Annotated in this window: 17 protein-coding genes; 12 read left to right on the forward strand and 5 right to left on the reverse strand. The window is 74.0% G+C overall.

The genetic code is table 11. From position 1 onward, the window contains the following. Positions 1-113 precede the first annotated feature (113 nt). The 4 genes from ABZ267_RS26450 to ABZ267_RS26465 all read left to right on the forward strand — a co-directional run bounded on the left by ABZ267_RS26450 (position 114) and on the right by ABZ267_RS26465 (position 8,512). Entirely contained in the window at positions 114-3,173 is a 3,060-nt protein-coding gene (locus ABZ267_RS26450) for a type 2 lanthipeptide synthetase LanM family protein (RefSeq protein ID WP_356751275.1), read from the forward strand. Between the two features lie 119 nt (positions 3,174-3,292). Beyond that, positions 3,293-3,487 carry a hypothetical protein gene (locus ABZ267_RS26455; protein WP_356751277.1) on the forward strand — a complete coding sequence of 65 codons (195 nt, stop codon included), beginning with the start codon at positions 3,293-3,295 and terminating at the stop codon, positions 3,485-3,487. A gap of 71 nt (positions 3,488-3,558) precedes the next feature. After that, positions 3,559-6,474 (forward strand): AAA family ATPase, encoded by a 2,916-nt coding sequence (locus tag ABZ267_RS26460; protein WP_356751279.1) that lies wholly within the window; start codon positions 3,559-3,561, stop codon positions 6,472-6,474. A 166-nt stretch (positions 6,475-6,640) separates the two neighbouring features. Next, the gene (locus tag ABZ267_RS26465; RefSeq protein WP_356751281.1) at positions 6,641-8,512 is read left to right on the forward strand and encodes a BTAD domain-containing putative transcriptional regulator; all 1,872 of its coding nucleotides are present in this window, start codon (positions 6,641-6,643) and stop codon (positions 8,510-8,512) included. Here the strand turns inward: ABZ267_RS26465 and lanKC are convergent. From lanKC to ABZ267_RS26480, 3 genes are all read right to left on the reverse strand, one after another. After that, a complete protein-coding gene (lanKC, locus tag ABZ267_RS26470; protein WP_356751283.1) occupies positions 8,499-11,060 on the reverse strand; it encodes a class III lanthionine synthetase LanKC in 2,562 nt (853 codons plus the stop codon). The two genes, ABZ267_RS26465 and lanKC, sit on opposite strands and share 14 nt — an antisense overlap. A gap of 11 nt (positions 11,061-11,071) precedes the next feature. Beyond that, entirely contained in the window at positions 11,072-12,391 is a 1,320-nt protein-coding gene (locus ABZ267_RS26475) for an MFS transporter (RefSeq protein WP_356751285.1), read from the reverse strand. A gap of 151 nt (positions 12,392-12,542) precedes the next feature. After that, complete coding sequence (locus ABZ267_RS26480; protein ID WP_356751287.1) at positions 12,543-12,704, reverse strand: hypothetical protein; 162 nt, start codon at positions 12,702-12,704, stop codon at positions 12,543-12,545. A 323-nt stretch (positions 12,705-13,027) separates the two neighbouring features. Between ABZ267_RS26480 and ABZ267_RS26485 the strand changes: the two genes are divergently transcribed. The 8 genes from ABZ267_RS26485 to ABZ267_RS26520 all read left to right on the forward strand — a co-directional run bounded on the left by ABZ267_RS26485 (position 13,028) and on the right by ABZ267_RS26520 (position 22,983). Continuing rightward, positions 13,028-14,098: a radical SAM protein gene (locus tag ABZ267_RS26485; RefSeq protein WP_356751289.1), complete on the forward strand. Its 1,071-nt coding sequence runs from the start codon at positions 13,028-13,030 to the stop codon at positions 14,096-14,098. Then, positions 14,095-14,856, forward strand: coding sequence for an iron-containing redox enzyme family protein (locus ABZ267_RS26490; protein ID WP_356751291.1), 762 nt, complete (start codon positions 14,095-14,097; stop codon positions 14,854-14,856). Before ABZ267_RS26485 ends, ABZ267_RS26490 begins: the two co-directional genes overlap by 4 nt. Next, the gene (locus ABZ267_RS26495; RefSeq protein WP_356751293.1) at positions 14,853-15,083 is read left to right on the forward strand and encodes an aroma-sacti cluster domain-containing protein; all 231 of its coding nucleotides are present in this window, start codon (positions 14,853-14,855) and stop codon (positions 15,081-15,083) included. The genes ABZ267_RS26490 and ABZ267_RS26495 overlap by 4 nt, the downstream gene beginning before the upstream one ends. Before the next feature lie 127 nt (positions 15,084-15,210). Continuing rightward, on the forward strand, positions 15,211-18,366 hold the full coding sequence (locus ABZ267_RS26500) for an adenylate/guanylate cyclase domain-containing protein (protein ID WP_356751295.1): 3,156 nt from the start codon (positions 15,211-15,213) through the stop codon (positions 18,364-18,366). Between the two features lie 3 nt (positions 18,367-18,369). After that, positions 18,370-19,278, forward strand: a complete 909-nt coding sequence (locus ABZ267_RS26505) for a S8 family serine peptidase (RefSeq protein ID WP_356751297.1) — start codon at positions 18,370-18,372, stop codon at positions 19,276-19,278. Continuing rightward, the gene (locus ABZ267_RS26510) at positions 19,262-19,855 is read left to right on the forward strand and encodes a GAF domain-containing protein (protein ID WP_356751299.1); all 594 of its coding nucleotides are present in this window, start codon (positions 19,262-19,264) and stop codon (positions 19,853-19,855) included. The genes ABZ267_RS26505 and ABZ267_RS26510 overlap by 17 nt, the downstream gene beginning before the upstream one ends. 153 nt (positions 19,856-20,008) lie before the next feature. Next, positions 20,009-20,797, forward strand: a complete 789-nt coding sequence (locus ABZ267_RS26515; protein WP_356751301.1) for a sugar phosphate isomerase/epimerase family protein — start codon at positions 20,009-20,011, stop codon at positions 20,795-20,797. 353 nt (positions 20,798-21,150) lie between these two features. Next, on the forward strand, positions 21,151-22,983 hold the full coding sequence (locus ABZ267_RS26520) for a glycoside hydrolase family 3 protein (RefSeq protein WP_356751303.1): 1,833 nt from the start codon (positions 21,151-21,153) through the stop codon (positions 22,981-22,983). Positions 22,984-23,041: 58 nt separating this feature from the next. Here ABZ267_RS26520 and ABZ267_RS26525 read toward each other — a convergent pair whose 3' ends face one another. Together ABZ267_RS26525 and ABZ267_RS26530 are read right to left on the reverse strand one after the other, a co-directional pair. Beyond that, entirely contained in the window at positions 23,042-24,529 is a 1,488-nt protein-coding gene (locus tag ABZ267_RS26525) for a S28 family serine protease (RefSeq protein ID WP_356751305.1), read from the reverse strand. A 113-nt stretch (positions 24,530-24,642) separates the two neighbouring features. Next, positions 24,643-25,008, reverse strand: a complete 366-nt coding sequence (locus ABZ267_RS26530; RefSeq protein WP_356751307.1) for a hypothetical protein — start codon at positions 25,006-25,008, stop codon at positions 24,643-24,645. Positions 25,009-25,077: the final 69 nt, after the last annotated feature.

Genomic DNA, 25,077 nt, shown 5'->3' on the forward strand with positions numbered 1-25,077 from the left:
GCTGCGCGTCGCGGAGCGAAAGATGGGGGCAACTCCCCCATGCGCCGCCGGACTCCGCCCACCAGGATGGTTCGCGAGCGGTCCGGTGGGCCGCTCCCGACCTGGGAGGTGCGGTGGAGAAGGAACTGATCGGCAGCGGCGGTACGGGGGCCGCTGCCCGTCTCGCTCCCCCGGGCACCAACAGGTCCGCCGGGACAGCCGGGGCCGTGCGGACGAACGGATCGCACGCCGCCACCGGCGTACGTGACCGCGCCGCCCTCGCACCGCGCACCGGCCCCTGGTGGCTCTCCGGAATCGTCGGCGAGCCGCCCATGGTCGAGCCGGACTGGGTCGTGTTCGTCCGGGACGTCATCGCCGACGCGCCGCACGAGGCGTTCGTGGCCGAGCGGGAGTATCCGGGACTCTCCGGATTCGCTCTCGTCGTGGCCCCGTTCGCCGAGCGGGCCGCCGGCCGGCTGCTGACCTCGCCGTCGAACAACGCCGTACGGGCCGGGACCGCCGTCGGGCTCGCTCCCGTACTGGAGGACTTCCGGTCCCACCTGGTCCGGCGGCTGGCCCGGCTCGCGGCGCGGACGCTCGTGCTGGAGCTGCACAAGGCGCGGCGGACCGGCCGGCTGGCCGGCGACGGGCCCGAGGAGCGGTTCCGGGACTTCCTGCGGCTGACGGCCGGGCGGGACGGGCTCGCCGCTTTCCTCACCGCCTATCCGGTACTGGCCCGCATCCTGGCGCGCACCAGCATCGCCGCCGCCGACGCCCTCACCGAGATGCTCGGCCGGCTCGTCGACGACCGGGAGCTGCTGGCCGCCTCCGGCGTGCTCGGCGACCAGGGGCCGGAGGCCGGCGGGCGCGGGCCGGTGGCGCTGACCGGAGTCGACGCCGGTGCCGGGGACAGTCATCGCGGCGGCCGCTCGGTGATGCTGCTGCGGTTCACCGACGGCACCCGGCTGGTCTACAAGCCGCGTCCACTCGCGGCGCACCGGCACTTCAACTCGCTGGTGAAATGGTTCGGTTCGCTGCCCGGGACGCCGTGCCTGCGGGCGCTGCGGGTGCTGGACCGCGGTGAGTACGGGTGGGTGGAGTTCGTGGAGGAGCGGCCCTGCGCCTCGGCCGAGGAGACTTTTCTCTTCTACCGGCGCCAAGGCGCGCTGCTGGCCCTGCTCCATCTGCTGGACGGGACCGATCTGCACCAGGAGAACCTGATCGCCTGCGGGCCGCACCCGGTCCTGGTCGATGTCGAGACCCTCTTCCATCCGCCGCTCTCCCAGGCGCACTCCGCCGACCCCGCCGCCCGCGCGCTGCACGCCTCGGTCCACCGGGTCGGGCTGCTGCCGCAGCTGCTGGTCGGTGACTCGGCCGCGCTCGACGTCTCCGCGATCGGCGGCGGCCGGGCCGCCTCCTCACCCATCGAGACCGCCGACTGGGCGGACGCGGGTACGGACACCATGCGGTTGGTACGGCGCTCCGCGCGGTTCACCGAGTCCGCCAACCGGCCCCGGCTGGACGGGGTTCCGGCCGACCCGTCCGCGTACACCGACGCGCTGTGCGAAGGGTTCCGCGCCGGCTACACCGCGATCAGCGACCACCGCAACGAACTGCTCGGAGAGCGCGGCCTGTTGACGGAGTTCGCGCAGGACGAGGTACGGGTCGTGCCGCGGCCGACCTGGACCTACACCACGCTGCTCGACGAGTCGACCCATCCGGACCTGATGCGGGACGCCGCCGAGCGCCAGCAGGTCCTCTCGCTGCTGCGCACCCCGGCCCTCGGCACGCCCGCCCTGCCCGGTCTGGAGGACGAGGAGATCGAGGAGCTGTGGGCCGGCGATGTGCCGGTCTTCCTCACCCGGCCCGGCGCCACGGACCTGTGGAGCGGCACCGGACGCGAGGTGCCGCTCGCGCCGGGGCCCACCGGGCTCGCCCGGGTCGCGGCCAAGGTGCGGGCCATGGACACGGTGGACCGCCAGGACCAGGAACGGATCATCCGGGCCGCCATGGTCTCCACCTCTCCCGAACCGCCGCACCGGGCGGGAGGCGGCGCGCGGGCCCGGACAGCCGCGACCGCGCCCGAACCGGAGCAACTGCTCTCCGCGGCACGCTCCGTGGGCGACCAGCTCGTCTCGCTCGCCTACCGGCACCGGGCCCGCACCAACTGGATCGGCCTGGAGCTGCTCGGCGAACGCTACTGGCGCCTCGCGCCGATGGCGGCCGACCTGGCGAGCGGCTACACCGGCCCCGCGCTCTTCCTGGCCCAGCTGGCCGCCCTCACCGGCGCCGAGCGGTACGCCGAGGCGGCCCGCGAGGCGCTGGCCCCGGTGCCCGGACTGCTGGACGCGCTGCACGGCAAGGTGGACGACCTCGCGGTGCTCGGCTCGGGCGCCTTCGCCGGGATCGGCGGCATCGCTTACGCCCTGGCCGAGGTCGGCTCGCTCCTCGACGACCCCGAGGTCCGCGAACTGGCGGGCCCGGCCACCCGGTTGGCCTGCGCGGCAGGGGCGGCCGAGGACGGCTACGGCGTGCGCGGCGGTGCGGCCGGCGGACTGGTCTCCCTGCTCGCGGTCCACCGCACGACCGGCCGGGCCGAGGCCTGGCGCGGCGCCGAGCGGTGTGCCGAGCGGATCTCCGTGGCGCCGCCACCGGAGGCCGGAGGCTTCGCGGAAGGGGCCGCGGGTATCGGCTGGGCGCTGCTGCGCTTCGCCGCGGCGGGCGGCGGTGAGCAGTACCGTACGGCGGGACTGCGGGCCCTGCGCCGGGCGACCGTGGAGGTGGCGGGCGGCTGGGCCTGGTGCGAAGGAGGTGCCGGCGTGGCGCTCGCGGTCGCGGACAGCCCGGACGCGCTCACCGACCCGGATCTGTCCGGCTGGCTGGCGGAGCGGGCCGATGAGCTGGCGGACTGTGCGCCGCTCGCCGACGACAGCCTCTGCCACGGCGAGCTCGGCCTGCTCGAACTGCTCGGCCACCCGGCCCTGACCGGCGACCGCACTCCGTGGGTACGCCGGGCCGGGACGCTGCTGGCCGCCGCCGACCGGGAGGGCCCGCGCTGCGGGACGCCCGGACACGTACCGCACCCGGGGCTGCTCACCGGCCTCTCGGGTATCGGGCACGGACTGCTGCGGGCGGGCTTTCCCGACCGGATCGGCTCCGCGCTGCTGCTCAACCCGTCCGCGGTGACCGCGTGACTCCTCGGTCCTCAGGCGGTTCCACCCGCACGACGCCCGCTTCCGATCTACCGTCAGAAACCTTCCTTACAGCGTTTCTTCCGTTCAGGATTCAGCACCCAGCAGAGAATGAGGCAGAGATGACGCACATCAGCGAATCGGCGATGCGGGGATCCGGCGAGATCGCCCACGAGGGCGCGTACGACCACCCGGCCGGGCAGATATCCCTCGGCATCGGCGGCGGGCTGGGGATGCGCAGCCGGCTCCTCAGCGCCTCGGAGGGCGAGACCGGCAACACGATCGACCTGCCGTGGACCACCATGATCCCCCTTTAGCCACACCTCGGCCCGCATTGTGGCGCATTGGGACACTGCCGCATGAGTTACGACTCAAGTAGCCTGCGCCCATGCGCGCCACTTCGCCGGTCATCGTCGGGCGGGACGAGGAGATCGGCCTGCTGAGCAGCGCCCTGGACGCCGTGCGACGGCGTTCGGGGCGCGCTCTGTTCTTCCTCGGCGAGGCGGGGATCGGGAAGTCCCGGCTGGTGGGTGAGTCCGCATACCGGGCCTACGGTCTCGGTATGCCGGTGCTGCGCGGCCGGGCCACGTCGACCGGTCTCGTCGTCCCTTTCCGGCCACTCGTGGAGGCTCTCTCCTCCCGCTTCCGGGCCGCCGGCACACCGGCCGATCCCGAGCTGGCGCCGTACCATCCCGCGCTGGCCCGGCTGGTTCCGGAGTGGCGCCAGGAGGCCTCTCCCGGCTATCCGGAGACCGTCGTCGAGCTGGCGGAGGCGCTGCTGCGGCTGCTGTCCGTGCTGGGCCGGGAGTCCGGCTGCGCGATCCTGCTGGAGGACCTCCACGACAGCGACACGGAGACCGTCGCGGTCGTCGAGTACGTCATCGACAACCTCGCCGACCTGCCGATCCTGCTGCTCGGCACGTTGCGTCCGGAGCCGGGTGCCGCGCTCGATCTCGTACGGTCCGCGGAGCGCCGACAGGCAGCTGTCGTGAGCGAGTTGAAGCCGCTGGCCGATGAGCAGATGCGGTCCCTGACCGGTGCGTGTCTGGAGGCGGCGCCCGAGGAGATACCTCCGGTGGTCCACCAGCGGCTCGCCGAACGGGCCGGCGGGAACCCGTACTTGGTGGAAGTGCTGCTCGCGGATCTGCTGGACACCGGCCAGTTGCGGAAGACGGAGAGCGGCTGGGTGGCGGCCGAGCAGCCCGGCGGTCCGGTTCCTTCCGGCATCGTGCGGACCTGGACCCGGCGGCTCGACCGGCTGGACGAGCCGGTCCGGGACCTCTTACTGGCGGCGGCCACGCTGGGCGGCCAGTTCTCGGTCTCCGTCCTGCAGACCGTCACCGGTTTCGAGGACCGGGCCCTCTTCACCCATCTGCGGTCCGCCGTCGAGGCAGGCGTGATCGCGCCCGACGGCGCCGCGCCCGACCGGTACGCCTTCCGGCACTCGCTCACCGCCGAGGCCCTGATCTCCTCGCTCGCTCCGGCCGAACGCGCCTCGCTCGCCCGCCGCGCCGCCGAGGCCATCGAGCACTCCGGACAGCCGCTCGACGAGGACGGCCGGCAGCTGGTGGCCTCACTCCATCTGGCCGCCGGCAACCGGTCGGGCGCGGCCTTGCGGTTCGCGGATGCCGGAAGACGGATGCTCGCCGCAGGAGCCCACGGTTCGGCCGTGGTGCTGCTGGAGCGGGCCTGCCCCCTGGCCGCCGACGCCGACCGGGCCGCGATCTCCGAGTCCCTGGCGGTGGCCCGGGCCGAAGGCGGTGATCTGGACGCGGCACTGGAGCTGGCCGAGGCGCTGCCGCCGGTTCCGGCGCGGACCGAGGCGGCCGACCGGCGCGGCGAGATCCACATCAAGATCGCCTGGGTGGCCGTGATGGCCGAGCGCGCGGCCGACGCGGCCCGCCAGATCGACGCCGCCCGCACGCTGCTCGGCCATGAGCCGGCTCCGGGCCGCCGGGCCGCGCTCGCCGTCGCCGACGCCCACCTCGCCCTCCTGCCCGGACAGGAGCACCGGCGTCCCGGCGAGACCGAGCGGGCCGCGCGCGAGGCCGCGGAGATCGCGGAGGCGGAGGGCCTGCCTGTGGTCGCCTGCCAGGCCTGGCAGTTACTGGCGCTGCTGCTGCGCGAGAAGGGGTTCGACGCGGCGGACGGCTGCCTGGAGCGGATGCTCGCGCTCTCCACCGATCACGATCTGCCGGTCTGGCGGGTGGAGGCGCTGGTCCGGCTCGGCGCGAACGCGTTCATGCGGACCGGCGACGCCTCCCGGCTGCGCTCGGCGCGGGCCGCGGCCATCGAGCTCGGCGCGCTGCTGCTGACGCAGACGGTGGACGGGCTGCTCGCCATGAACGCGGTGCTGTGCGGGCGTTGGGACGAGGCGCAGGAGATCATCGACCGTTCGCTGGAGGCCAGCGCCCGGGTCGGCAACCAGTCCGCGCACCGCTACCTCCTCCTCTCCGCCGCCACGATGGGCGCGCACCGGGGACGGCGGCGGGACATGGACCGCGCACTGGCCGCGTTCCGGCGGGCCGGTGGTGAGCAATCGCTGCTCGTGCCACATCAGTTGGGTCTGTGCAAGGCGATCGGCGCGCTGTTGGAGGAGGACCGGGAGCGGGCACTGGAAGGGCTGGACGCGGTGCTGGCCTGGGAGCGGGACCATCCCAGCTACTTCTACCTGAGCGGGAGTTACGGGCTGCGGCCGTTCCTGCGGGTGCTGGCGGGAGCGGGCGACCGGGCCGAGTACGAGACGGTACGCGCCTCTCCCGGCGCCCAACTCGCCTGGAACGGACAGTTTCTGGAGCTGGCGGAGGCGGTGCTGCTGGGCCGCGCCGGCGACCGGTCCACAGCCACCCGCCTGGTGGCCTCCTTCGACGCCCGGTCCGCGCCGTTCCCGGTCGCGCGCCACCTCGGGCTGCGCCTGGTCGCGGACGCGGCCGCCGCCGACGGGTGGGGCGAGCCGGTGGCGTGGCTGCGGCGGGCCGAGGAGTTCTTCTACGGGGTCGGTGTGCAGCCGGTCGCCTCCGCCTGCCGAGCGGCGCTGCGGCAGGCCGGGGCCAGCGTCACGCAGCACCGGGGCGGCTGGGACCGGATCCCGCTCTCGCTGCGGACCAGCGGCGTGACTCCGCGCGAGTACGAGGTGTTCGTGCTGCTCCCGGAGCGGCCCGGCAACCAGCAGATCGCGCGGCGGCTCTCCATCTCGCCGCGCACGGTGGAGAAGCACATGGCCAGCCTGCTCTCCAAGACCGGCCGCGCGGACCGCTCGGCGCTCTGCGAGTTCGCGGCGGAGTGCGCGGTGGAGCCGGTCTGAGGCCGCGCCCGACGCCCCCACAACATGGGGGCGCCGGGCGCTTTCGGTCGGGTGGGCGGGCGGAACATACGCGCAGTGCCCCGATGTGCGCGTGGCGTGACGCCGACAGGATCGGAAACGTGCGTACGGCAGTCTGCCGCCCGTCCCCGCTTCCGGAGGCCCGCTGATGATCCGACCTCCCGCCCGTCCGGCCACCGCCGGTGCGGTGTACTTCTCGCTCCTCGGCCCGCTCACCGCCGTACGCGACGGCCGTCCGCTCCCGCTCGGCCCGCGCAAACAGCGTCTCGTCCTCGCCACACTGCTCTCACGCCCCAACACCCCGGTGCCGCTGGACGTGTTGACCGACGCGGTCTGGCCCGACGACCCGCCGCGCACCGCGCGCAAGAACCTCCAGGTGTACGTGAGCGCCGCCCGCGCCCTGCTCGGCTCCACCGGCGACGACGGCCGGGACCGGGTCGTGCACGGCTGCGGCGGCTACCGGCTCACCATCGGCGAAGGCGAGCTGGACACCCTGCGCTTCCGGTCCCTGGCCCGCGCCGGACGGGCCGCCGGTGAGCGCGGCGACCTGCGCACCGCCGCCCGGCTGCTGCGCGAGGCGCTGGACCTGTGGGAAGGGCCGCCGCTGAACGATCTGCGGGACTCCACCGGCGTGGCGGAGGAGGCCGAGCGGCTGGAGGCCCGCTGTCTGACCGTGTACGAGGACTGGGCCGAGACCGAGATCGAGCTCGGCCGGGCCGCCGTCGCGGTGGACGGCCTGCGCGATCTGGTGGAGCGCCATCCGCTGCGGGAGCGGCTGCGGGTGGCCTGGATGAACTCGCTGCACCAGTCCGGTCGGCAGGCCGAGGCGCTGGCGGTCTACGACGACTACCGGCAGCTGCTGGCACGGGAGTTGGGCCTGGAGCCGAGTCCGGCGATGGCGGCCCTGTACCGGGCGATGCTGGGCCGCGGCCGTGCCGCCAGGCCGACCGCTGCCACTCTCGAGAGCGCGCACGGTACGGCACTGCCCGCCGCGCCGAAGGACTTCACCGGCCGCCGCGAGGAGCTGCGGGAGCTGCTGGCGCTGCTGGGCTCGCCGGACGAGCGGGTGGTGGTCGTGTCGGGTCCCGCGGGCTCCGGAAAGTCGGCGCTGGCCCTGCGGGCGGCCCACCTGCTCGACGACGGCTTCCCGGACGGGCGGTTCCACGTCCAGGTGCGGCGGGAGGACGGCTCGGCGCGTACGCCGGCCGAAGTGCTGGGCGAACTGGGCCGGTTGTGCGGCGCGCGCGTCCCGGTGGATTCGGCCGTGCCGGACGGGCCCGAGGGCGGCGCGGTGGCGGCAGCGATGTCACCGACCGCGGAGGACGCCTGGCAGAGGTGGCTGTCGCTGCACCGGGCGTTGATCGTCCTCGACGACGTACCGGACGAGGCTTCCGTACGCGGGCTGCTGCCTCGCTCCGGGCCGTCCTCCGTGGTGCTCACCGCGCGCGGACAGCTGGCCGGACTGGCTCCCGTGCACCGGATCGCGCTGGCGGCGCTGGCGGACGGCGAGGCGCTGGAGCTGCTCGGCAGGCTGATCGGGCCCGGGCGGCTGCGGACGGATCCGGCGGCGGCCCTGCGGATCGTGCGGGCCTGTGGCGCGCTGCCGCTGGCGGTCGGCGTGAGCGGGATGCGGCTGGCGGTGCTGCGCCATCTGCCGCTGGCGGAGTACGCGGACCGGCTCGGCGATCCGTCGGCCGCGCTGGACGAACTGGTCGCCGGGGACATCTCCGTACGGCTGCGGATGGCGTCCGGCTGGCAGGACCTGTCGGCGGACGACCGGCGGGCGCTGGGCCGGCTGGCCGGGCCGGCGCAGGAAGGCGGCTTCACGCTGGACGGCGCGATGGAGGCGCTGGAGTGCGGTGAGCGGGCCGCGATCCGTACCGTCGAGTCGCTGATCGACGCGGGTGCGGTGACCTCTCCGGTCGGAGAGGTCACCGCTCATGCCGCGCTGTACGAGGTGCCGCGGCTGCTCTGCCTGTACGCGCGCGAGCGCGAGGAGGGCCGGGTCAGCCCAGCGTGAGCAGCTCCAGCAGGCCGGGGCCGGAGGTCTCGGACAGGAAGTGCAGGGCCAGCAGCAGGCCCGCCGCGCCCGTCGCCAGGTCGGCCGAGCAGCGCCGCAGCCGTGATCCCGGGACCAGCAGCCGGTCCTCCTGAGCGACCAGGTGCCAGGAGAGGTTCCGTACGGAGGCCAGGACGTCGGGTTCCGTACGGCTCTTCGGCGACAGCTGGCCCGCCGTGGCCATGAGACCCGCGCGGCCGGTGAACAGGCCCGGCTCGCGGACGAATTCGAGGACGCAGCCCTGCCGTACACCGGGCAGCAGAGCGGAGAGCACCGGTGCGGAGCGGCGGGCCGCATACGCCTGGGCCACCAGCGCGACGCCGCCGCTCCCCTGGTCCAGGTAGAGGAAGTGGCGCCGCCCGTCCTTCACCTGGACCGTGCCGCCCGGCATCGTCACGCAGTGCCCGGCCTCCCGCTCCAGGGCCCGGCCGGCGGCCCGCAGGAACCGGTCCTCGCCGGTCAGCGCGTGCAGTTCGAGCTGGAGCAGGGCCGCACCGCTCAGCCCGCGCAGCAGCCCTGCCGAGGCCGGTGCGGCCAGGCCCGGTACGGAGTCGCCGCGCACCAGGCGGTCCAGGTCGCCGGCGGTCCGTACGGCCATCTCCAGCAGGTCCTGGTCCTTCGCGTCGGGCCCGGCCAGCCGCAGCGCGGCGAGTGCGAGGCCCGCGCGGCCGGTCAGCAGGTCGGCCGAGGCGGACGGCGGCGCGGTGGCGGCCCGTTCGAAGAGCTCCCGGCCCTCCTCCGGCCTGCCGAGCAGCGCCAGTACGACCGCCGTGCCCGGCAGCCCGTCGTACAGGCCACCAGGCACGGCCGGATCGCGGCGCCCGGCGGCTTCGGCCAGCCAGTCGGTCCAGGCCGGGTCCACCGGCGCGCCGACGCGGTGCAGCGCGTACAGGACTCCGGCAGCGCCATGGGCCACGTCGGCGCCGCCGGTCGTGAAGGCCTGCGGGTCGCCGGGAAAGAGGCGGTCGGTGCGCTCCGGAGTCGCGCCGGCGTGAATGCCCGCGATCAGCCGCGTCCGCAGCTCGGCCCAGTCGGGCGCCGGGCCCTCCAGCAGCGCGGCGACCTCGCTCTCGCCGTCGAGGCGGCTCTCCGCCGCCCGCAGCGCGGCGGGACGCGGCGGTCCGGCGTCGGCCGCCAGGCCGTACCTCCGGCGGGCCCACCGCTCCAGCGTGAGCGCCTTCGTCCGGTCGTGTCCGGCCATCTCCATGAGCGGCATCAGCATGGAGAGCCAGGTGGCCCAGAGCGCGTACGCGTCGGCCTCGGCGCCCGGAGTTCCGGTCGGCGCCTGGAGGCCCGGCGCGCCCGCCACCGGAGTGTCCTGGTCGTCGAGCGCGGTGGCGTACTCGAAGTCGACGAGGACCAGGCGGCCGTCGGGCCGGATGATGACGTTGGACGGGTGGAGGTCGCCGAAGCGCAGACCGCGGGCGTGGATCGCCGCCAGCGCCCGCGTGAGCCGCTCGGTCACGGAGTCCACCCAGGCGACGTACGTGGCGAGTTCGGCGTCCGTGCCCGAGCCGTGCAGGAGAGCGAAGCGGGCGACGATCTCCTCCAGGAGCGTGGCGCCTTCGATGTGCTCCTCGATCAGGAAGTGGTGCTCCCAGACGCTCCGTACGCCGTACACCTCCGGTACGCAGTCCAGTCCGGCCAGCACGGTCAGCGCCCGGTGTTCGCGGTGCAGCCGGGTCACCGCGTCGTGGCCCACCGCGTCCAGCCCGCAGTGCGGCCGCGCCTCGCGGAGCACCACCTGCCGGCCGGTCTCGCGGTGCCGGGCCCGGTAGATCCCGCCCGCGTTGGAGAACTGGAGCGACTCGGTGACGGCGTACGGAAAGGTGCTGTCCCCGGCGGCGGCCCGCGCGGCGAGGTGCGGGCGCAGCGCCTCCGGAACGGTGACCCACGGCGGCACCCGGAACACCACACCGCGCTCGTCGGGCACCAGCTCGCCCGACGGACGCCGCAGCGCGTGCACCCGCTCGCCGTCCGCGTCCAGGCACCAGCGGGCGACGAAGGCTCCGTACCGCACGTAGACGGGCGCGTCGCCGATCCGCAGATCGCTGAGGATGTACGGGCCGCGGCGGCCGGCGAGGGCCTCGGCCAGCTCGTCCACCACCCGCAGGAAGACGGTCTCGTCCGGCGGGTAGAGCGTGAGGAACTTGCCGGCGCCGGAGCGGGCCATGTACTTGTCGGACATCAGCAGCAGCGCCTGCTCGCTGCGGAGGAACTTGAACGGCACGCCGTGCGCGTGGCAGATCCTGGCGGTGTCGCGCAGGGTCGCCTCGGCCTCCTCCGGGACGGTGGAGACGTGGATCTTCCAGCCCTGCTCGGCGAGTTCGCGGTCCTCCGGCAGCAGCGAGGTCCACAGGCCGCCACGGACCCGGCGCCAGCCGCCGGGCGGCGGGGCGGAGTCGAGCGGGTAGCGGGTCTTCGCGTCCGGGAGGCGGGCCGGGGTCTCGTAGTAGGTGGGGTCGGCGAGGCAGTGGAGCTGGGTCTGCTGGATACCGGAGACGGACACGGTGGGCCTCCTCAGAGTGCGCCGGGACCGGCGGCGTCGTGGGCGGGTCGGGGTGTTCCGGCGGGTTCCGGCTTCAGCTGTGGTTCCGGCCGCTCCTGCTCGAAGGGCGCCTCCGGCTCCTCCGGCGGCGCGGCCGCTCCGGCCCGGACGGACGGCGCGAGGGTCACCACGGCCGCCGAGACGGCCAGCACGCCGCCGATGATGCCGAAGGCGGAACGGGTGCCGAGCAGCGTCAGCAGCGCGCCGCCGGCGAGCGGACCGAACGGCTGGACGATCGACGACAGGAAGCCCGCCGCGCTCTGCACCCTGCCGATCCGGTCCTCCGGAGTGACGACCAGCAGCGTCGAGAGGAAGCCGATGCTGGCGATCGTCGAGAGGCACATGCAGAGCGCGCAGAGCACTCCGGCCAGCAGCGCGCTGCTCAGCCAGGCCAGCGCGCCGGCCGTCAGGACACAGCTCCAGCAGGTGGCGACGATGAGGGCGCGGGCGTGGCGGTCCGGTGCGATCCGTGGTGCGAGCAGCGCACCGGCGAGCGAGCCGGCCGAGACGCAGGTGATGACGAAGCCGCTGCCGAGGCCGGAGGTGCCGTTGTCGGAGAAGACGGCGAGCGCGGTGAAGGTGAGCGCGCCGAACGCGAAGTTCATGCCGAGGCCGAAGACGAGCAACACCGTACGCAGATAAGGCAGTTGCCAGAGGAAGGTGAGCCCTGCGGTGAGCTCCCGGCGGCTGAATACCGAGCCGGCCCGGGTCCTGGCCTCGGAGCGGGTGCGGACGAGCGCGATGCAGAGCGTGGACAGCAGCAGTCCGAGGAACTGGGCCGCGAACGGCAGCGCTTCGTGGATGCCGAAGAGCGCGCCGCCGACGAGCGGGCCGGCCATCTTGACCGTGGCGGTACGGGCCTGGAGCCGTGCGGTGGCCGTGCCCATCTGGTCCGGTGGCACGACCGCGCGCATCAGGCCGAAGGCGGCGGGAGCGTAGACGCTGCTCAGGACGGCGCCCGAGGTCGCGACCAGCAGGACGAGCACCATGGGGGCGTGCCCGTACCAGACCGCGACGGTCAGAGCGGTGATGGCGGCGAGGCTTCCGGCGTCGCACAGCCGCATCAGGCGGCGGCGCTCGACCCGGTCGGCCATGACGCCGCCCGGCAGCATCGTCACCAGCAGCGCGCAGACGGAGACCGTGCCGACGGCGCCGGCCTGCACGGCGGAGCCGGTCGCTTTGAGGATCAGCAGCGGCAGAGCGAGAGCGCTCATCTGGCTGCCCAGAACGGCGAAGAGGCCGCTCAGCCAGAGCAGCCGGAAATCCCGGTTGGAGCGGAGCGGCGTTGCCATCAAGGTCTCCTGTTCTTCCTACGCGAAGGGCACACGACGGGCGGGGCGGCCTCCGAGGTGCTCGGAGGCCGCCCCGACTCCGGCCGGGCGCCACGACGGCCCGGGCTCAGGGCCCGGCCGGGCATGGCGCACGACCCGGTGGTCCGGCCGGTCAGCCCAGGACGAGGCTCACGGTGCTGACGCAGTTGCCGGGCACGATCTCGCGGTCGGCGACGCCCGGGGTCTCCTGGAGGTCCAGCACGGAGTGCGCCTCGACCTCGGGGGTCTCGGCCTCGTTGTTGTCGTCGGCCGCGGGCTTGGTGTTCTCGGACATGGTGGTCTCCGTCCATTCGTCGTGAGCCGGCCCGGCTTCCGTGGCGTGTGCCGCGGCCCGTTGCCTGCCGTTGCCGAGAAAGTTAGGAGCGGCCGCCTGCGAGACGGTTCGGCGCCGGTATGGGTCCGGTATGGGACCAGCAGGAGGTGGACGGACGGCCGCTCCGGCGGAGTTGCGGACGGGCTGAGGCCTCGCTCACCTGCGCGTATACCGGTTCCGAAGCGGTGGCAGACCGCCGGTGAACCGGTGCGGCACAGGCTGTGCGGGTGCGCACCGGCCCCTGAAGTCCGGCCGCGCCTCAGCCACCGAAGGAGGCGGCCCGTATGGAACTCGCCGAACTCGTCGGACTGCGGCCCTTCCCGGCCGCCGGTCTGCTGCTCGGCCTCACCCGCCGCTGCCCTCTGCGGTGCTGGCACTGCTCCACCGGGTCGGACCTGACCGTGCGCGAGGAGCCGGACGCCGCTCAACTGCTGCGGTTCGTCGGCTCGTTCACCGTCGAGAACCGTCCGGACGTGGTCATGCTGACGGGCGGCGAGCCGCTGCTGGTGCCGACGCTCGCCGGCGAGCTGAGCTTCCTCGCGCGCCGCGCCGGATCGCGTACGGCGGTGCTGAGCGGAATGTTCTTCGCGCGCTCCCAGGAGATCCCGCCGGCGATCCTGCGCGCGATCGCGCAGGTCGACCACTTCTCCGCGAGCCTGGACGTCCACCATGAGCGGGAGGTGGCGCGCGCGGATGTGTTCCGGGCGCTGCACCGCATCCGCGATTCGGGCGTCTCCGTCAGCTTCCACCTCACCGGGACCGGCGCGGACGATCCGTATCTGGCCGACATCACGCGGGCCATCGACAAGGAGTTCGGCGGCCGGGTGCCGTCGCTGGTCAACGAGGTGCGGCCGTTCGGCCGGGCCGCCTCCTGGGCGCGGCCGGCGCGGACCGGCCCGGACCCGTCGGCGGCGGCGCCGTGTTCGATGGCCGCCTGGCCGGTGGTCGCCTTCGACGGTACGGTGCTGGCCTGCTGCAACCAGGACACGGTGGACCGCCGCCCGGCCCCGGCCCATCTCGACCTCGGCCACATCGGCACCGACGACTGGGGAGCCGTACGCCGACGGACCCTGGAATCACCGGTGTTGCGGATGATCCGGACGGTCGGGCCGACGCATCTGGCCGCCCGCTCCGGCGCCGCGCCGCATCCAGGCTCGTACTGCGACGGCTGCCGGGCGCTGGGCGGCGACGAGGCGGTGGCGGCCGGAGCGCGTGCGGTGGCGGCGGGTCCGGCGGGTGCGCTGCTGGACCTGGCGGCCGCGCAGCGCGGTGCGCGAGGCGGGCCGGAGGGCGTGGTCCGGCGGCACGGCTGCTCGGCGTACGCGCCGCTGGTCGGCGTACGGAGCACGCCATGAGCATCACCTGGTCGAGCACCGCGGCGACCGGCGCGACCGCCACCGCCCGGGCCTCGGAGCGCCTGCGCACCAAACTCCTGCTGCTGGAGCCGGAGTTCCGAGGAGCGACCAGGCACATGTGGCGTCCGGACGACCTGTTGCCGCGCTACCGGACGTACCTGTGCGCCATGCACGCCGTGATCCGGTCCTCCGTGCCGCTGATGGAGCTGGCGCTGCGGCGCATGGCGGACCGGCCCGGCGATCCGCTGTCCGAGCCGCTGACCGCGTATCTGGCGGAGCACATCGTGGAGGAGGCCGGGCACGACGCCTGGCTGCTGGAGGATCTGCGCGCGGCGGGCGCGGACCCGCAGGACGCGCTCGGCCCGCAGCCGCCACGGGACGTGGCCGCGCTCGCGGGCCCTCAGTACTACTGGATCGAGCACCACCATCCGGTGGCCCTGCTCGGCTACATCGCGGTGCTGGAGGGATACGCGCCGGCGCCCGGCCTGACCGACCGGATCGCCAGGCTGACCGCGCTGCCGGCCACCGCGCTGCGCACCGTACGCGAGCACGCGGCGCTCGACACGGACCACCTGGACGAGCTGCACGCGCTGCTGGACCGGCTGCCGCTGACCCGGGACCAGGAGGCGGCCGTGGCGGTCAGCGCGCTGCACTCCCTCGACGCGCTCACCCGGCTGTTCGTCCGGCTCGGGCGCACCGCACCGGCGCCGTCGCTGCGGAGAGCCGGACCCACCTCACCGACGGGAGTCACCCGATGACCGGACCACCGCCACCCGACCCGAACCGTCTCCCACAGCCGCCGATGGAGGCCGTGTTGTACGAAGCGGGCTTCCCGGTGGACCTGCTCACCGAGGAACAGCGCCTGGTGCTGAGCGAGCTGACACCGCAGGAACTGACCCTGCTGCTCGACGTCAAGAGCCGGCTCGACGCGGTGGGCCCCGAGGTCCAGGCCCACGGCGAGATCGCGGGCGGCGCGCTGTTCTGAGCCCCTTTCGGGAGCGCTCGCGCCAGGACGGGGGTCCGGCGCGGGCGCTCCCGGGACCGGATCAGCACCGGATCAGCCACAACGCTCCGCCCGGGACGAGGTGGACCAGAAGAGTTGAGGACCCGCCATGACCTGCCTCTCGTGCCGACAGGAGCTTCCTTCCACGGCCCGGTTCTGCTCGTCCTGCGGGACGCCGTGCGCCGGTCCGCCGACGGCCCCGGAGCCGCCGCCGGAGGACGAACGCAAGCCGGTGACCGTGCTGTTCTGCGATCTGGTCGGCTCGACCGCGCTGTCCGGCGTGCTGGATCCGGAGACGCTGCGCACGGTGACCCTGCGGTACTTCGAGGCGATGAGCGCGCAGATCGTGGCGCGCGGCGGTACTCCGGAGAAGTTCATCGGGGACGCGGTCATGGCGGTGTTCGGTGTGCCGGTGGTCCGGGAGGACGACGCCCGGCGGGCCCTGGCGGCGGCGCTCGGGATGCGCCGCGCGCTGGACGCGCTGAACGAGGAGCTGGACGCCGCGCTCGGCATCCGGCTGACCACGAGGGTCGGAGTCAACACCGGTCAGGTGGTGGCCGGTTCGGACGCCACGGCACGGCAGGCGCTCGTCTCCGGCGAAGTCGTCAACATCGCCGCCCGCCTGGAGCAGAACGCCGGCCCGGGCGAGATCCTGATCGGCCCGCAGACCCTTCTGGCCGCCGGCCCCACGGTCCGGGCCGAGCCCACCGGACCGCTCCACCTCAAGGGCAAGCGCGAGAGTGTGGAGGCGTACCGGCTGCTCGCCCTGGGAGCGGACGACCCGGAGCTGCTGCGCCGCTTCGACGCGCCGTTCGTCGGCCGCACCGCCGAACTGGACGCGCTGGAGCACGCGTTGGAGGAGACCGTACGGGATGACCGCGCCGGACTGCTGCGGGTGACCGGCGAGGCGGGCATCGGCAAGACCCGGCTCGTACGGGAGTGGCTGACGCGGCGCGGTGACGCCTTCGCGTACGGGGCCGGGCGCTGCCGCAGCTACGGGGACCACGGCACGCTGGCGCCGCTCGCCGACGCCGTACGCCCGCTCCTCCCGCCCGCCCTCTCTCCCGTGGACGACGCGACCGCCGACGCGATGGCCCTGCTCTCCGGCGGCCTCCTGAGCGACGGCACGCCGAACGCGCCGTTCGAGGACATGTGCGCCGCGCTCACCGTGGTCCTGAGGCGGACGGCCAAGGACCGGCCGGTGGTCCTGGTGGTCGACGACTGGCACGCGGCGGCGCCTCTCCTGGTCCGGACGGTGGACCGGCTCACGAGCACGGCCGGTCCCGGGCGCACGCTGGTGATCTGCGCGGGCCGCCCGGAGGTCACCGGCGCAGCGCAGGAGGCGCGGGACCACCTCCAGCTCACCGGCCTGCCGCGCGCGGAGGCGGCCCGCCTCGCCGCCGGTCTGGCCCGGCTCGACGGCCGCCCGGCACCGGCCGACGAGCACCTCCTGGCCCGCTCCGAAGGCAACCCGCTCTACCTGGAACAGCTCCTGGTCGGCGACGCCACCGCCACCACGTCCGTCCCGGAAGGCGAGCTGCCGCCCACGCTCCAGGCCCTGCTCGGCGCCCGGATCGGCGCGCTGGCCCGGCCCGAGCGCGGTGTGGTGGACCTGGCGGCGGTGATCGGCCGGGAGTTCGCGGCGGCGGAGCTGGTGCGGCTGGAGCTGGCGGTACGGACGGCGGAACGGCCCGGCGCCACCGGCCCTCAGGATCTCCACCGCGTCGACGAGGCGCTGGCCGCGCTCGCCCGGCGGCGGCTGGTGGAGCCGGCACCGTCCGGAGCCGAGGAGTCGTCGGCGTACCGGTTCAGCAGTGGTCTGGTGCACGAGGTCGCCTACGCCTCGCTCTCCAAGCGGGCCAAGGCGGAGCGCCACGCGTGGGCGGCCGAGCTGCCGAGTGTGGCGCGGACCGGCGACGGCGCGGTCGGCGGCCATCTGGAGCGCGCCTACCACTACCGCACCGAGCTCGGCCTGCTGGACGACCGGGCCCGGTCGCTGCGGGACCGCGCCGCCGCCGCGCTCGGCCGGGCCGGAGCGCAGGCCGCCGCCCGGTCCGACCTGCACTGGGCGCACGGGCTGCTGGAGCGGGCGGTGGAGCTGCGGCCGGACGCGGCGGGCGCGGTGCTGAGGCTCGGTGAGGTACGGGTGGCGCTCGGCCGGGTCATGGACGGTGCCGAACTGCTGCGCACGGTGAGGGACTTGGCCGACGCTCCGGTCGAGTCGGCGCACGCCCGCCTCGCGCTGGCGGTGCTGGATCCGGCGGCGAGCCCTGGCCCCGCCGCCACGGCCCGCGCGGTGCTGCCGGTCTTCGAGGCGGCCGGAGACGCGGTCGGCCGGGCCCGCGCGCACCTCCGCCTCGCTCAGCAGCTCCAGCAGTCGGGCCGCCACGAGGAGGCCGAGCGCGACCACGCGCGGGCCCTGGAGCACGCGGTGGCGGCCGGAGCCGAACCGGAGCGGGCCGGCGCGCTCGGCGCGATCGGCATCTCGCTCTGGCGCGGGCCCGTCCCGGTACCGGAGGCGGTGGAGCGCTGCCGCACGCTGCTCGCGGCCCACGGTTCCGGCCGGCCGACGGTGCGGGTGACGCTCAACTGCCCGCTGGCCGTGCTGTACGGGCTCCAGGACCGGCCCGGCGAGGCGTACGCGTGCCTGGCCGAGGCGGAACGGCTGGCCGCGAAGCTCGGCTTCGCGGAGGCGGAGGTGTTCCTGCCGGTGTTCCGGGCGACGGTGGAGGCGCTGCTCGGCCGGGACGCGGAGGCGCTGGAGCTGCTGGACCGGGCGGACGCGGCGGCCCGGCGGATGGGTGCGGCGGGGATGCGGACGGCCGTGGCGCTGGACGCGGCCCGGCTGGAGCTGGACGCCGGGAGCGAGGAGCGGGCGGCGAGGTGGCTGGCGGGCATCGGCGACGCGTCGGGGCTGAGCCGCGCGGACGCCGTCGACCTGGAAGGGCTGCGGGCCCGGCTGGCGGCCCGCGACCGTCCGGACGAGGCGCTGCACCACGCCGAGCGGGCCGTACGCGCGTCGCTGCTCACCGACTCGCCGCTCGTACAGGCCTCCGCCGAGCTGGACCGGGCCCGCACGCTCGCCGCGCTGGACCTCACGGCGGCCGCCGAGGCGGCGGCCCGGAGCGCCGGTGCGTACTTCGCGGGCAAGGGACACCTGCCGGGCGCGCGGCGGGTTGCGGCCTTCCTCACGGCGCACCGGGACCGCTCGATGACTGCCATGGTCACGGCGAGTTCGACGAGTTTCACGAGGGAAGGGAGCTGATCGATGGGCACCGCGGCAGAGACGACGGCGCCGGGGCTGGGCCTGACCTGGAGCCTGCGCGGACGCGGCCCCGAGGACGTCCCCGTACTCGGCGATCCGGGACCGCCGGACGGACGCCTAGCCGGTCCCGCCACCGGCCGCGGCGTGCGCGTCTGCGTGGTGGATTCCGGAGTGGAACGCGACCACCCGCTGGTCGGCGACCTGGCCGCGTCCTGGGTGGTCGTCAAGGACGGGGAGAGCGGCGCGATCACGGTCGAGCCGACGACCACCGGCGACACCTGCGGCCACGGCACCGCGTGCGCGGGCATCATCCGCCGGACCGCGCCGGAGTGCGAGATCCACAGCGTCCGGGTGCTCGGCGAACGGTTCTCCGGCACCGGGGACGTGCTGATGGCCGGGTTGCGCTGGGCGGTGGAGCAGCGGTTCGACGTGGTGAACCTGAGCCTGTCGACCACGCGCACGCGGTTCGCGCAGGAGCTGCACGCGCTCGCGGACAGCGCCTACTTCGCGCGTACGGTGATCGTCGCCTCGGCCCACAACACGCCGGTGGAGAGCTTTCCCTGGCGGTTCGCCTCGGTGATCTCGGTCGGCAGCCACCAGGAGGACGACCCGGACCTGCACCTCTACAACCCGCAGCCGCCGGTGGAGTTCTTCGGTCCGGGCCAGAACGTCTCCGTACCGTGGCTCGGCGGCCGGACGATCCGCACCACCGGCAACAGCTTCGCCACGCCGTACGTCGCCGGGCTCTGCGCGCGCATCCTCTCGGCGCACCCGCGCATGACGGCCTTCCAGCTCAAGAACGCCCTCTATCTGTCGGCGGCCAATGTGCGCCACGAGCCGAGCCCTTCACGCCCGCGTCCTTCGACAGCGGCAGGAGACACAGGAGATGACCGCGATGACTCCGAGAACTGAATCCGCTCCTCTGTCCGCCCCCGCTCCTGCCGACGCGCCGCGCGACGAGCTGCTCCAGTCGGTCGTCGACGTGGCCCGGGCCATCTTCGGCGCGGCGGCCGGCTCGGTCCTGCTGCTCGACGAGGAGAGTGACGAGCTGGTCTTCCGCGCGGTCTCCGGCGAGGGCCAGGAGTTCCTGGTGGGCCGCCGGTTCCCGGCCGGGCGCGGTATCGCGGGCTGGGTGGCGACCTCGGGCGAGCCGATGGTGGTGGACGACCTGTCGAACGACCCGTCCTTCGACCGCGCGCTGGCCGAGTCCACCGAGTACGTCCCGAACTCCTTGATGGCGGCCCCGCTGATCAGCGACTCCCGCGTGCTCGGCGTCCTGGAGGTGCTGGACGCGTCGCCGCAGGCGCGGAGCAGCGTCCGGGAGCTGGACCTGCTGGCGATGTTCGCCCGGCAGGCGGCGGCGGCGCTGCGCGTGATCACTCCGGAGCCGGTGACCGCGCCGGTCGGGCGGGCGCTGGAGGAGGCGGAGCGGGCCGACGCGCTGCGGCTGCTCGGTAGCCTGGAGCAGGTGCTGCGGGGCACCGGCTGAGACGCTTGCGGTACGGATCCGCGTACGGGACCGGGTACGGGTACAAGCCCGGGCCCGGGCCCGGCGGCCGTGCGTAGCGGCTCCGGCTTCGGGAAGGAGCCGGGGACAGGCGCCGGACACGTTCCCGCGCGGTCACGATGGAAGGACACGCACGTGAAGCTCGCTTTCTCCACGCTCGGGGTGCCGGGAATGCCGGTGGCCGAGGTCGTCCGGCTCGCCGCCGAGCACGGTTACGAGGGCGTGGAACTGCGCGCCCACCCCGAGGAACCGGTACACCTCGGCCTCTCCTCCCTCGAGCGGGCGGACGTGGTCGAGGAGTTCAAGGCGGCCGGAGTGGAGATCCTGGCCGTGGCCGGATACGTCCAGGTGGCCTCCGAAGGCGACGACGAGGCCATCGCCGCCGAACTGGCCGAGCTGGTGAAGCTCGCCCGGGACCTGGGCGCGCGGTACGTCCGGGTCTTCCCGGGCGGCGGCGACCAGGACCCGGCGGACGCGGACGCGACGGCCGCCCGCCGCCTGGGCGCGGCCGCGCCGGCCGCCGCCGACATGGGCGTCAGCATCCTGCTGGAGACCCACGACACGCACAGCGCCGGCGCCGACGTGGCCCGGATCGTCGGCACGGTCGGCCACCCGAGGATCGGCGCCATCTGGGACGTCCTGCACACCTGGCGAGCCGACGAGGACCCGGCCGCCGGCCACGCGGTACTGGCCCCGCACCTCGGCTACGTCCAGGTGAAGGACGTCGCCTCGGCCGACGACCTCACCCCGCTCCCCCTCGGCGCGGGCGTCCTGCCACTGGCCGCCTGCCTGGAGCCGCTGGCCCCGGAGACCTGGGTGTGCTGGGAGTACGAGAAGCGCTGGCACCCGGGCGCGGCGGACCTCCCGGGGCTGCTCAGCGCGGGGCGGGAGCATCTGCTGCGGCTGGTGGCGCCGAAGGCGTAGAGCCTTCGGGCCGTACGGGTCCGGGCGCTGCGGTGACGGCCGGCGCCCGGCCTCCTCGCGCTCCGGCCGGCGAGGTCAGCGCCACTCCGCTCCAGTCCAGCGCGGCCAGAACGGCCATGTCGCGGTCCCAGCCCTCGAAGAGGACAAAGAGGCCGAGCAGCGGCCGGGCGGTCTCCGCGCTCCAGGCGCATGGGTCGGCGGCGGGCCTGGAGTGAGCGCCGGAGGTCGTCCAGGACGGACCACCCCTTCGCACGCGTGTCGCTGCCGGTCCGCTCCCGCCCTCTTGACCGAAAGTTACTTTCCCTATATCCGTATCATCTTGGAAGTTTCTTTCAGTCAGGGAAGGAGCTCACGTGCCCCACCGCACCTCACGACGCACCCTCCTCACCGCCACCGCCGCCGCCACGGTGGCCACCGCCACCGGTGTCCTCGCCGCCGCGGCTCCCGCTTCCGCGCATGTCAGAGACGCCTCCACCGACCACCGGCTGCGGCGGATCATCGCCGGGATGAGCCTGGAGGAGAAGGTCGGCCAGCTCTTCGTGATGCGGGTGTACGGGCACTCCGCCACCGATCCCGACCAGGCCGACATCGACGCCAACCTCCGCGAGATCGGGGTGCGGACCGCTGCCGAGCTGGTCTCCACCTACCACGTCGGCGGGATCATCTACTTCTCCTGGGCGCACAACACCCGTGACCCGCACCAGATCGCCGACCTCTCCAACGGCATCCAGCAGGCCGCGCTCGGCGAGCGCTCGCGCGTGCCGCTGCTCATCTCCACCGACCAGGAACACGGCATCGTCTGCCGCGTCGGTGAGCCCGCGACGCTGCTGCCGGGTGCGATGGCGCTCGGCGCCGGCGGTTCGCGGTCCGATACGCGGCGGGCGGCGCGGATCGCGGGGGCCGAGCTGGCCGCGCTCGGCATCAACCAGAACTACGCGCCCGACGCCGACGTCAACGTCAATCCGGCCAACCCGGTCATCGGCGTCCGCTCCTTCGGCTCCGATCCGCAGGCGGTTGCCGAGCTGGTGGCGGCGCAGGTGAAGGGGTACCAGGGCGCCGGAGTGGCGGCCACCGCCAAGCACTTTCCCGGCCACGGCGACACCAGCACCGACAGCCACACCGGGCTGCCCGTCATCAACCACACCCGTGCGCAGTGGCAGGAGCTGGACGCGCCGCCGTTCCGGGCCGCGATCCGGGCCCGTATCGACTCCATCATGACCGCGCACATCGTGGTCCCGGCGCTCGACCCGTCCGAGGACCCGGCCACGCTCTCCCGGCCGATCCTCACCGGCATCCTCCGCGAGGAGCTGGGCTACGACGGCGTGGTGGTCACGGACTCGCTCGGCATGGAAGGCGTACGCACGAAGTACGGTGACGACCGCGTGCCGGTCCTCGCGCTGCTGGCGGGCGTGGACCAGCTGCTGAACCCGCCGAATCTGTCGGTCGCGTGGAACGCGGTTCTGAAGGCGGTCCGCAGCGGTGAGGTCAGTGCGGCGAGGATCGAGGAGTCCGTCCTGCGGATCCTGCGACTGAAGACCGAACTGGGCCTGTTCCGCGACCCGTTCGTCAGCCGCCGTGGCGTCGACCGCACGGTCGGCGTGGCCGAGCACCTCGCCGACGCCGACCGGATCGCCGAGCGCACCACGACCCTGCTCGCCGACCCCGGCGCGCTGCTCCCGCTCTCCCGCCGCACCCACCGGCGGCTGCTCGTGGTCGGCGCCGATCCGGCGTCACCGTCCGGTACGACGGGCCCGCCGACCACCACGCTGGCCGGAGCCTTCACCGAACTGGGCTTCTCCACATCGGCGTTGTCCACCGGTACGGCACCGAACCAGGCGAAGACCGCCGAAGCCGTCGCCGCCGCGCAGGGCAGGGACGCGGTCGTCGTGGCCACGTACAACATCACGGCGAACAGCGCTCAACTCGCTCTCGTCCAGGCCCTCGTGGCGACCGGCGTGCCGGTGGTCGCCGTCGCGATCCGCAACCCGTACGACGCCGCGCACCTCAACGGCCGCGGCGTCGCCGCGATCCTGGCGTCCTACTCCTGGACGGACGTCGAACTCCGCGCCGCCGCACGGGTGATCGCGGGCCGCGCCCGTCCGGAGGGCCGGCTCCCGGTGCCGGTCCAGCGGGCCGACGACCCGGCACGGGTCCTGTACCCGGTGGGCCACGGGCTGTCGTACTAGAGCCCGGCCGCCGGCTCTTCTCCGAGCGGTACGGAGAAGAGACGGCGGACACCGGCCGCTACGGGCGGAGTACCGCCTCGTCGCGCTCGATCTCACCGTTCAGCTGGTCGAGCCTGGTGTCGAACTTCGCCAGCGGCTTCGCCTTCGCCGGATCCGCCTGGACGGCCGCCGGAGCGACGCCCGCCCAGCGCTGGATCGCGGCGGTGGCCTTCGCCTTCTGGTCCTCCGTCAGGCCGGAGATCCGGGCGCCGTGGTTGGCGCCCGGCACGGTGTAGACGTGGCTGTCCTTGGCACCGCGCCCGAGGCGGAAGGGCTCCGCACGCCACGGGTCGTTCTCGCCGTACACGTACAGCATCTGGCGGGCGTTGTTCCTGACCCAGCTGTCCACGTCCCGCATCGCGCCCCGGTCGAACGTCATCGGGATGGAGCGCGGCACGAAGTTGCGCGGCGGCTGGTAGCCGTAGCGGCTCAGGTTGCCGAGCCAGGGCTGCTTGATGTCCGGCGAACCGAGCTGCGTGCCTGCCTGGTAGTAGTAAGGGATGGACGACTCAAGCTCCTGGTCCGCGTAGAAGCCGAAGCCGGAGATCGCGTCGATGGCGTCCCAGACCGCCTCGTCGGTGGCGTTCTTGGCGTCGGGCAGGATCTCGGCGCAGTCGGCGAGCGTGCTGTACTGCCAGAACGCCCAGATGTAGTCCATGACGGCGGCCTCGTAGGCGCGGTCGACGGAGCCGAGAGTGGTGTAGGTGAGGCCGTTGGCAGCGGCGTGCTCCTTGAACTTCTCCAGGAGCGGCGCCCGGCGGACCAGCCCCTCGCGCTGCACCGCCTGGAGCTTGTCGCGGCACTCCTTGGTTCCGACGTTCCGGAAGAACCGGTCGTAGGCGGAGTCCTCGCGGTCATCGACGTCGTTCGGCGCGACGTACGCGACGACGGCGTCCATGTCCTTCGGATAGAACCGCTCGAAGTAGGTGGCGGTCATCCCGCCCTTGGAGCCGCCGGTGGCCAGCCACTTCTTCGGGTAGATCTTCTTCAGCGCGTTGAACACCCGGTGCTGGTCGGTGGCCGCCTGCCAGATGTCGAGCTTGGTCCAGTCGGCGGGCGCCGGGCGGGACGGCGTGAAGAAGCGGTACTCCAGCGAGACCTGGTTGCCGTCGATGATCTGCGTCGGCTCGCTGCGGCCGGGGTTGGTGGAGACGTTGTAGCCGCTGGTGGAGAAGACCGTCGGGCGGGCGGTGTCCTTGTGCAGCACGGTGATCCGCTGCTGGAACGTTCCCTTGGACGGGCGCCGGTGGTCGACCGGCTGGGTGTAGTTGAGGACGAAGTAGCGGTAGCCGAGGTAAGGCTTCTCCTCGATCAGGCTCATCCCCGGGATCGCCAGGATGCGGTCCTTGATGTCCTCGTCGCTCGCTTCACCACCGCGTACGGCGGCGGTGCCACTCCTCTTCGTGTCCGGTTCCGCGGCGGTGGCCGCACCGGCCGAGGCTCCCGCCGCACTGACGGTGCCGATGAGCACCGCGAGCGACAGAACCCCGGTGAGCGCCTTGCGCATGCACCCTCCCCTTGATTCACAACAGTCGCCGTGAACTTAGCGAGGTCAACGTGCCAGGCGCCAGACCCGGTTGGGTGTGTCCTGCTTCCTCACACGTTCTCCCTACGGTGCGCTCAGCACAGGATCCAGCCGGTCGCGGCCGACTTCCCCGCGACCGCTCCGGTGGCCCGGACGCAGCGGTTGAGGGCGTTCACCGTCACCGGGCCGGCCATCTGCGTGAACGAGCCGCTGTCCTTGACCACGCGTCCGCCGCGCGGCTGGAGCGTGACGCTCATCGCCCGCCGCTTGCCCGGCTTCTTGGCGACGGTGACGGCACACGCATGGGCGCGGCTCTTGTAGACGCGCAGCTCGCCGGTCGCGAAGGTGACGGTCTTCGCGGGACGGCCGGAGCAGCCGGGTGCGGCCTGGGCCGCCGTGGGCGGAGCGCCGAGGAGGAGCACCAGACCGGCCAGCAGCGGCACGACGAGGAGCCGCGCCACCGCCCCCTCGGGTCGTGCCCGCCCCTGCGGTGCCCTGGATCCCGTCGCCCTGTCGAACACGTTCGCCCC

The organism is Streptomyces sp. NPDC006174 (assembly GCF_040614075.1).
Classification (GTDB): domain Bacteria; phylum Actinomycetota; class Actinomycetes; order Streptomycetales; family Streptomycetaceae; genus Streptomyces.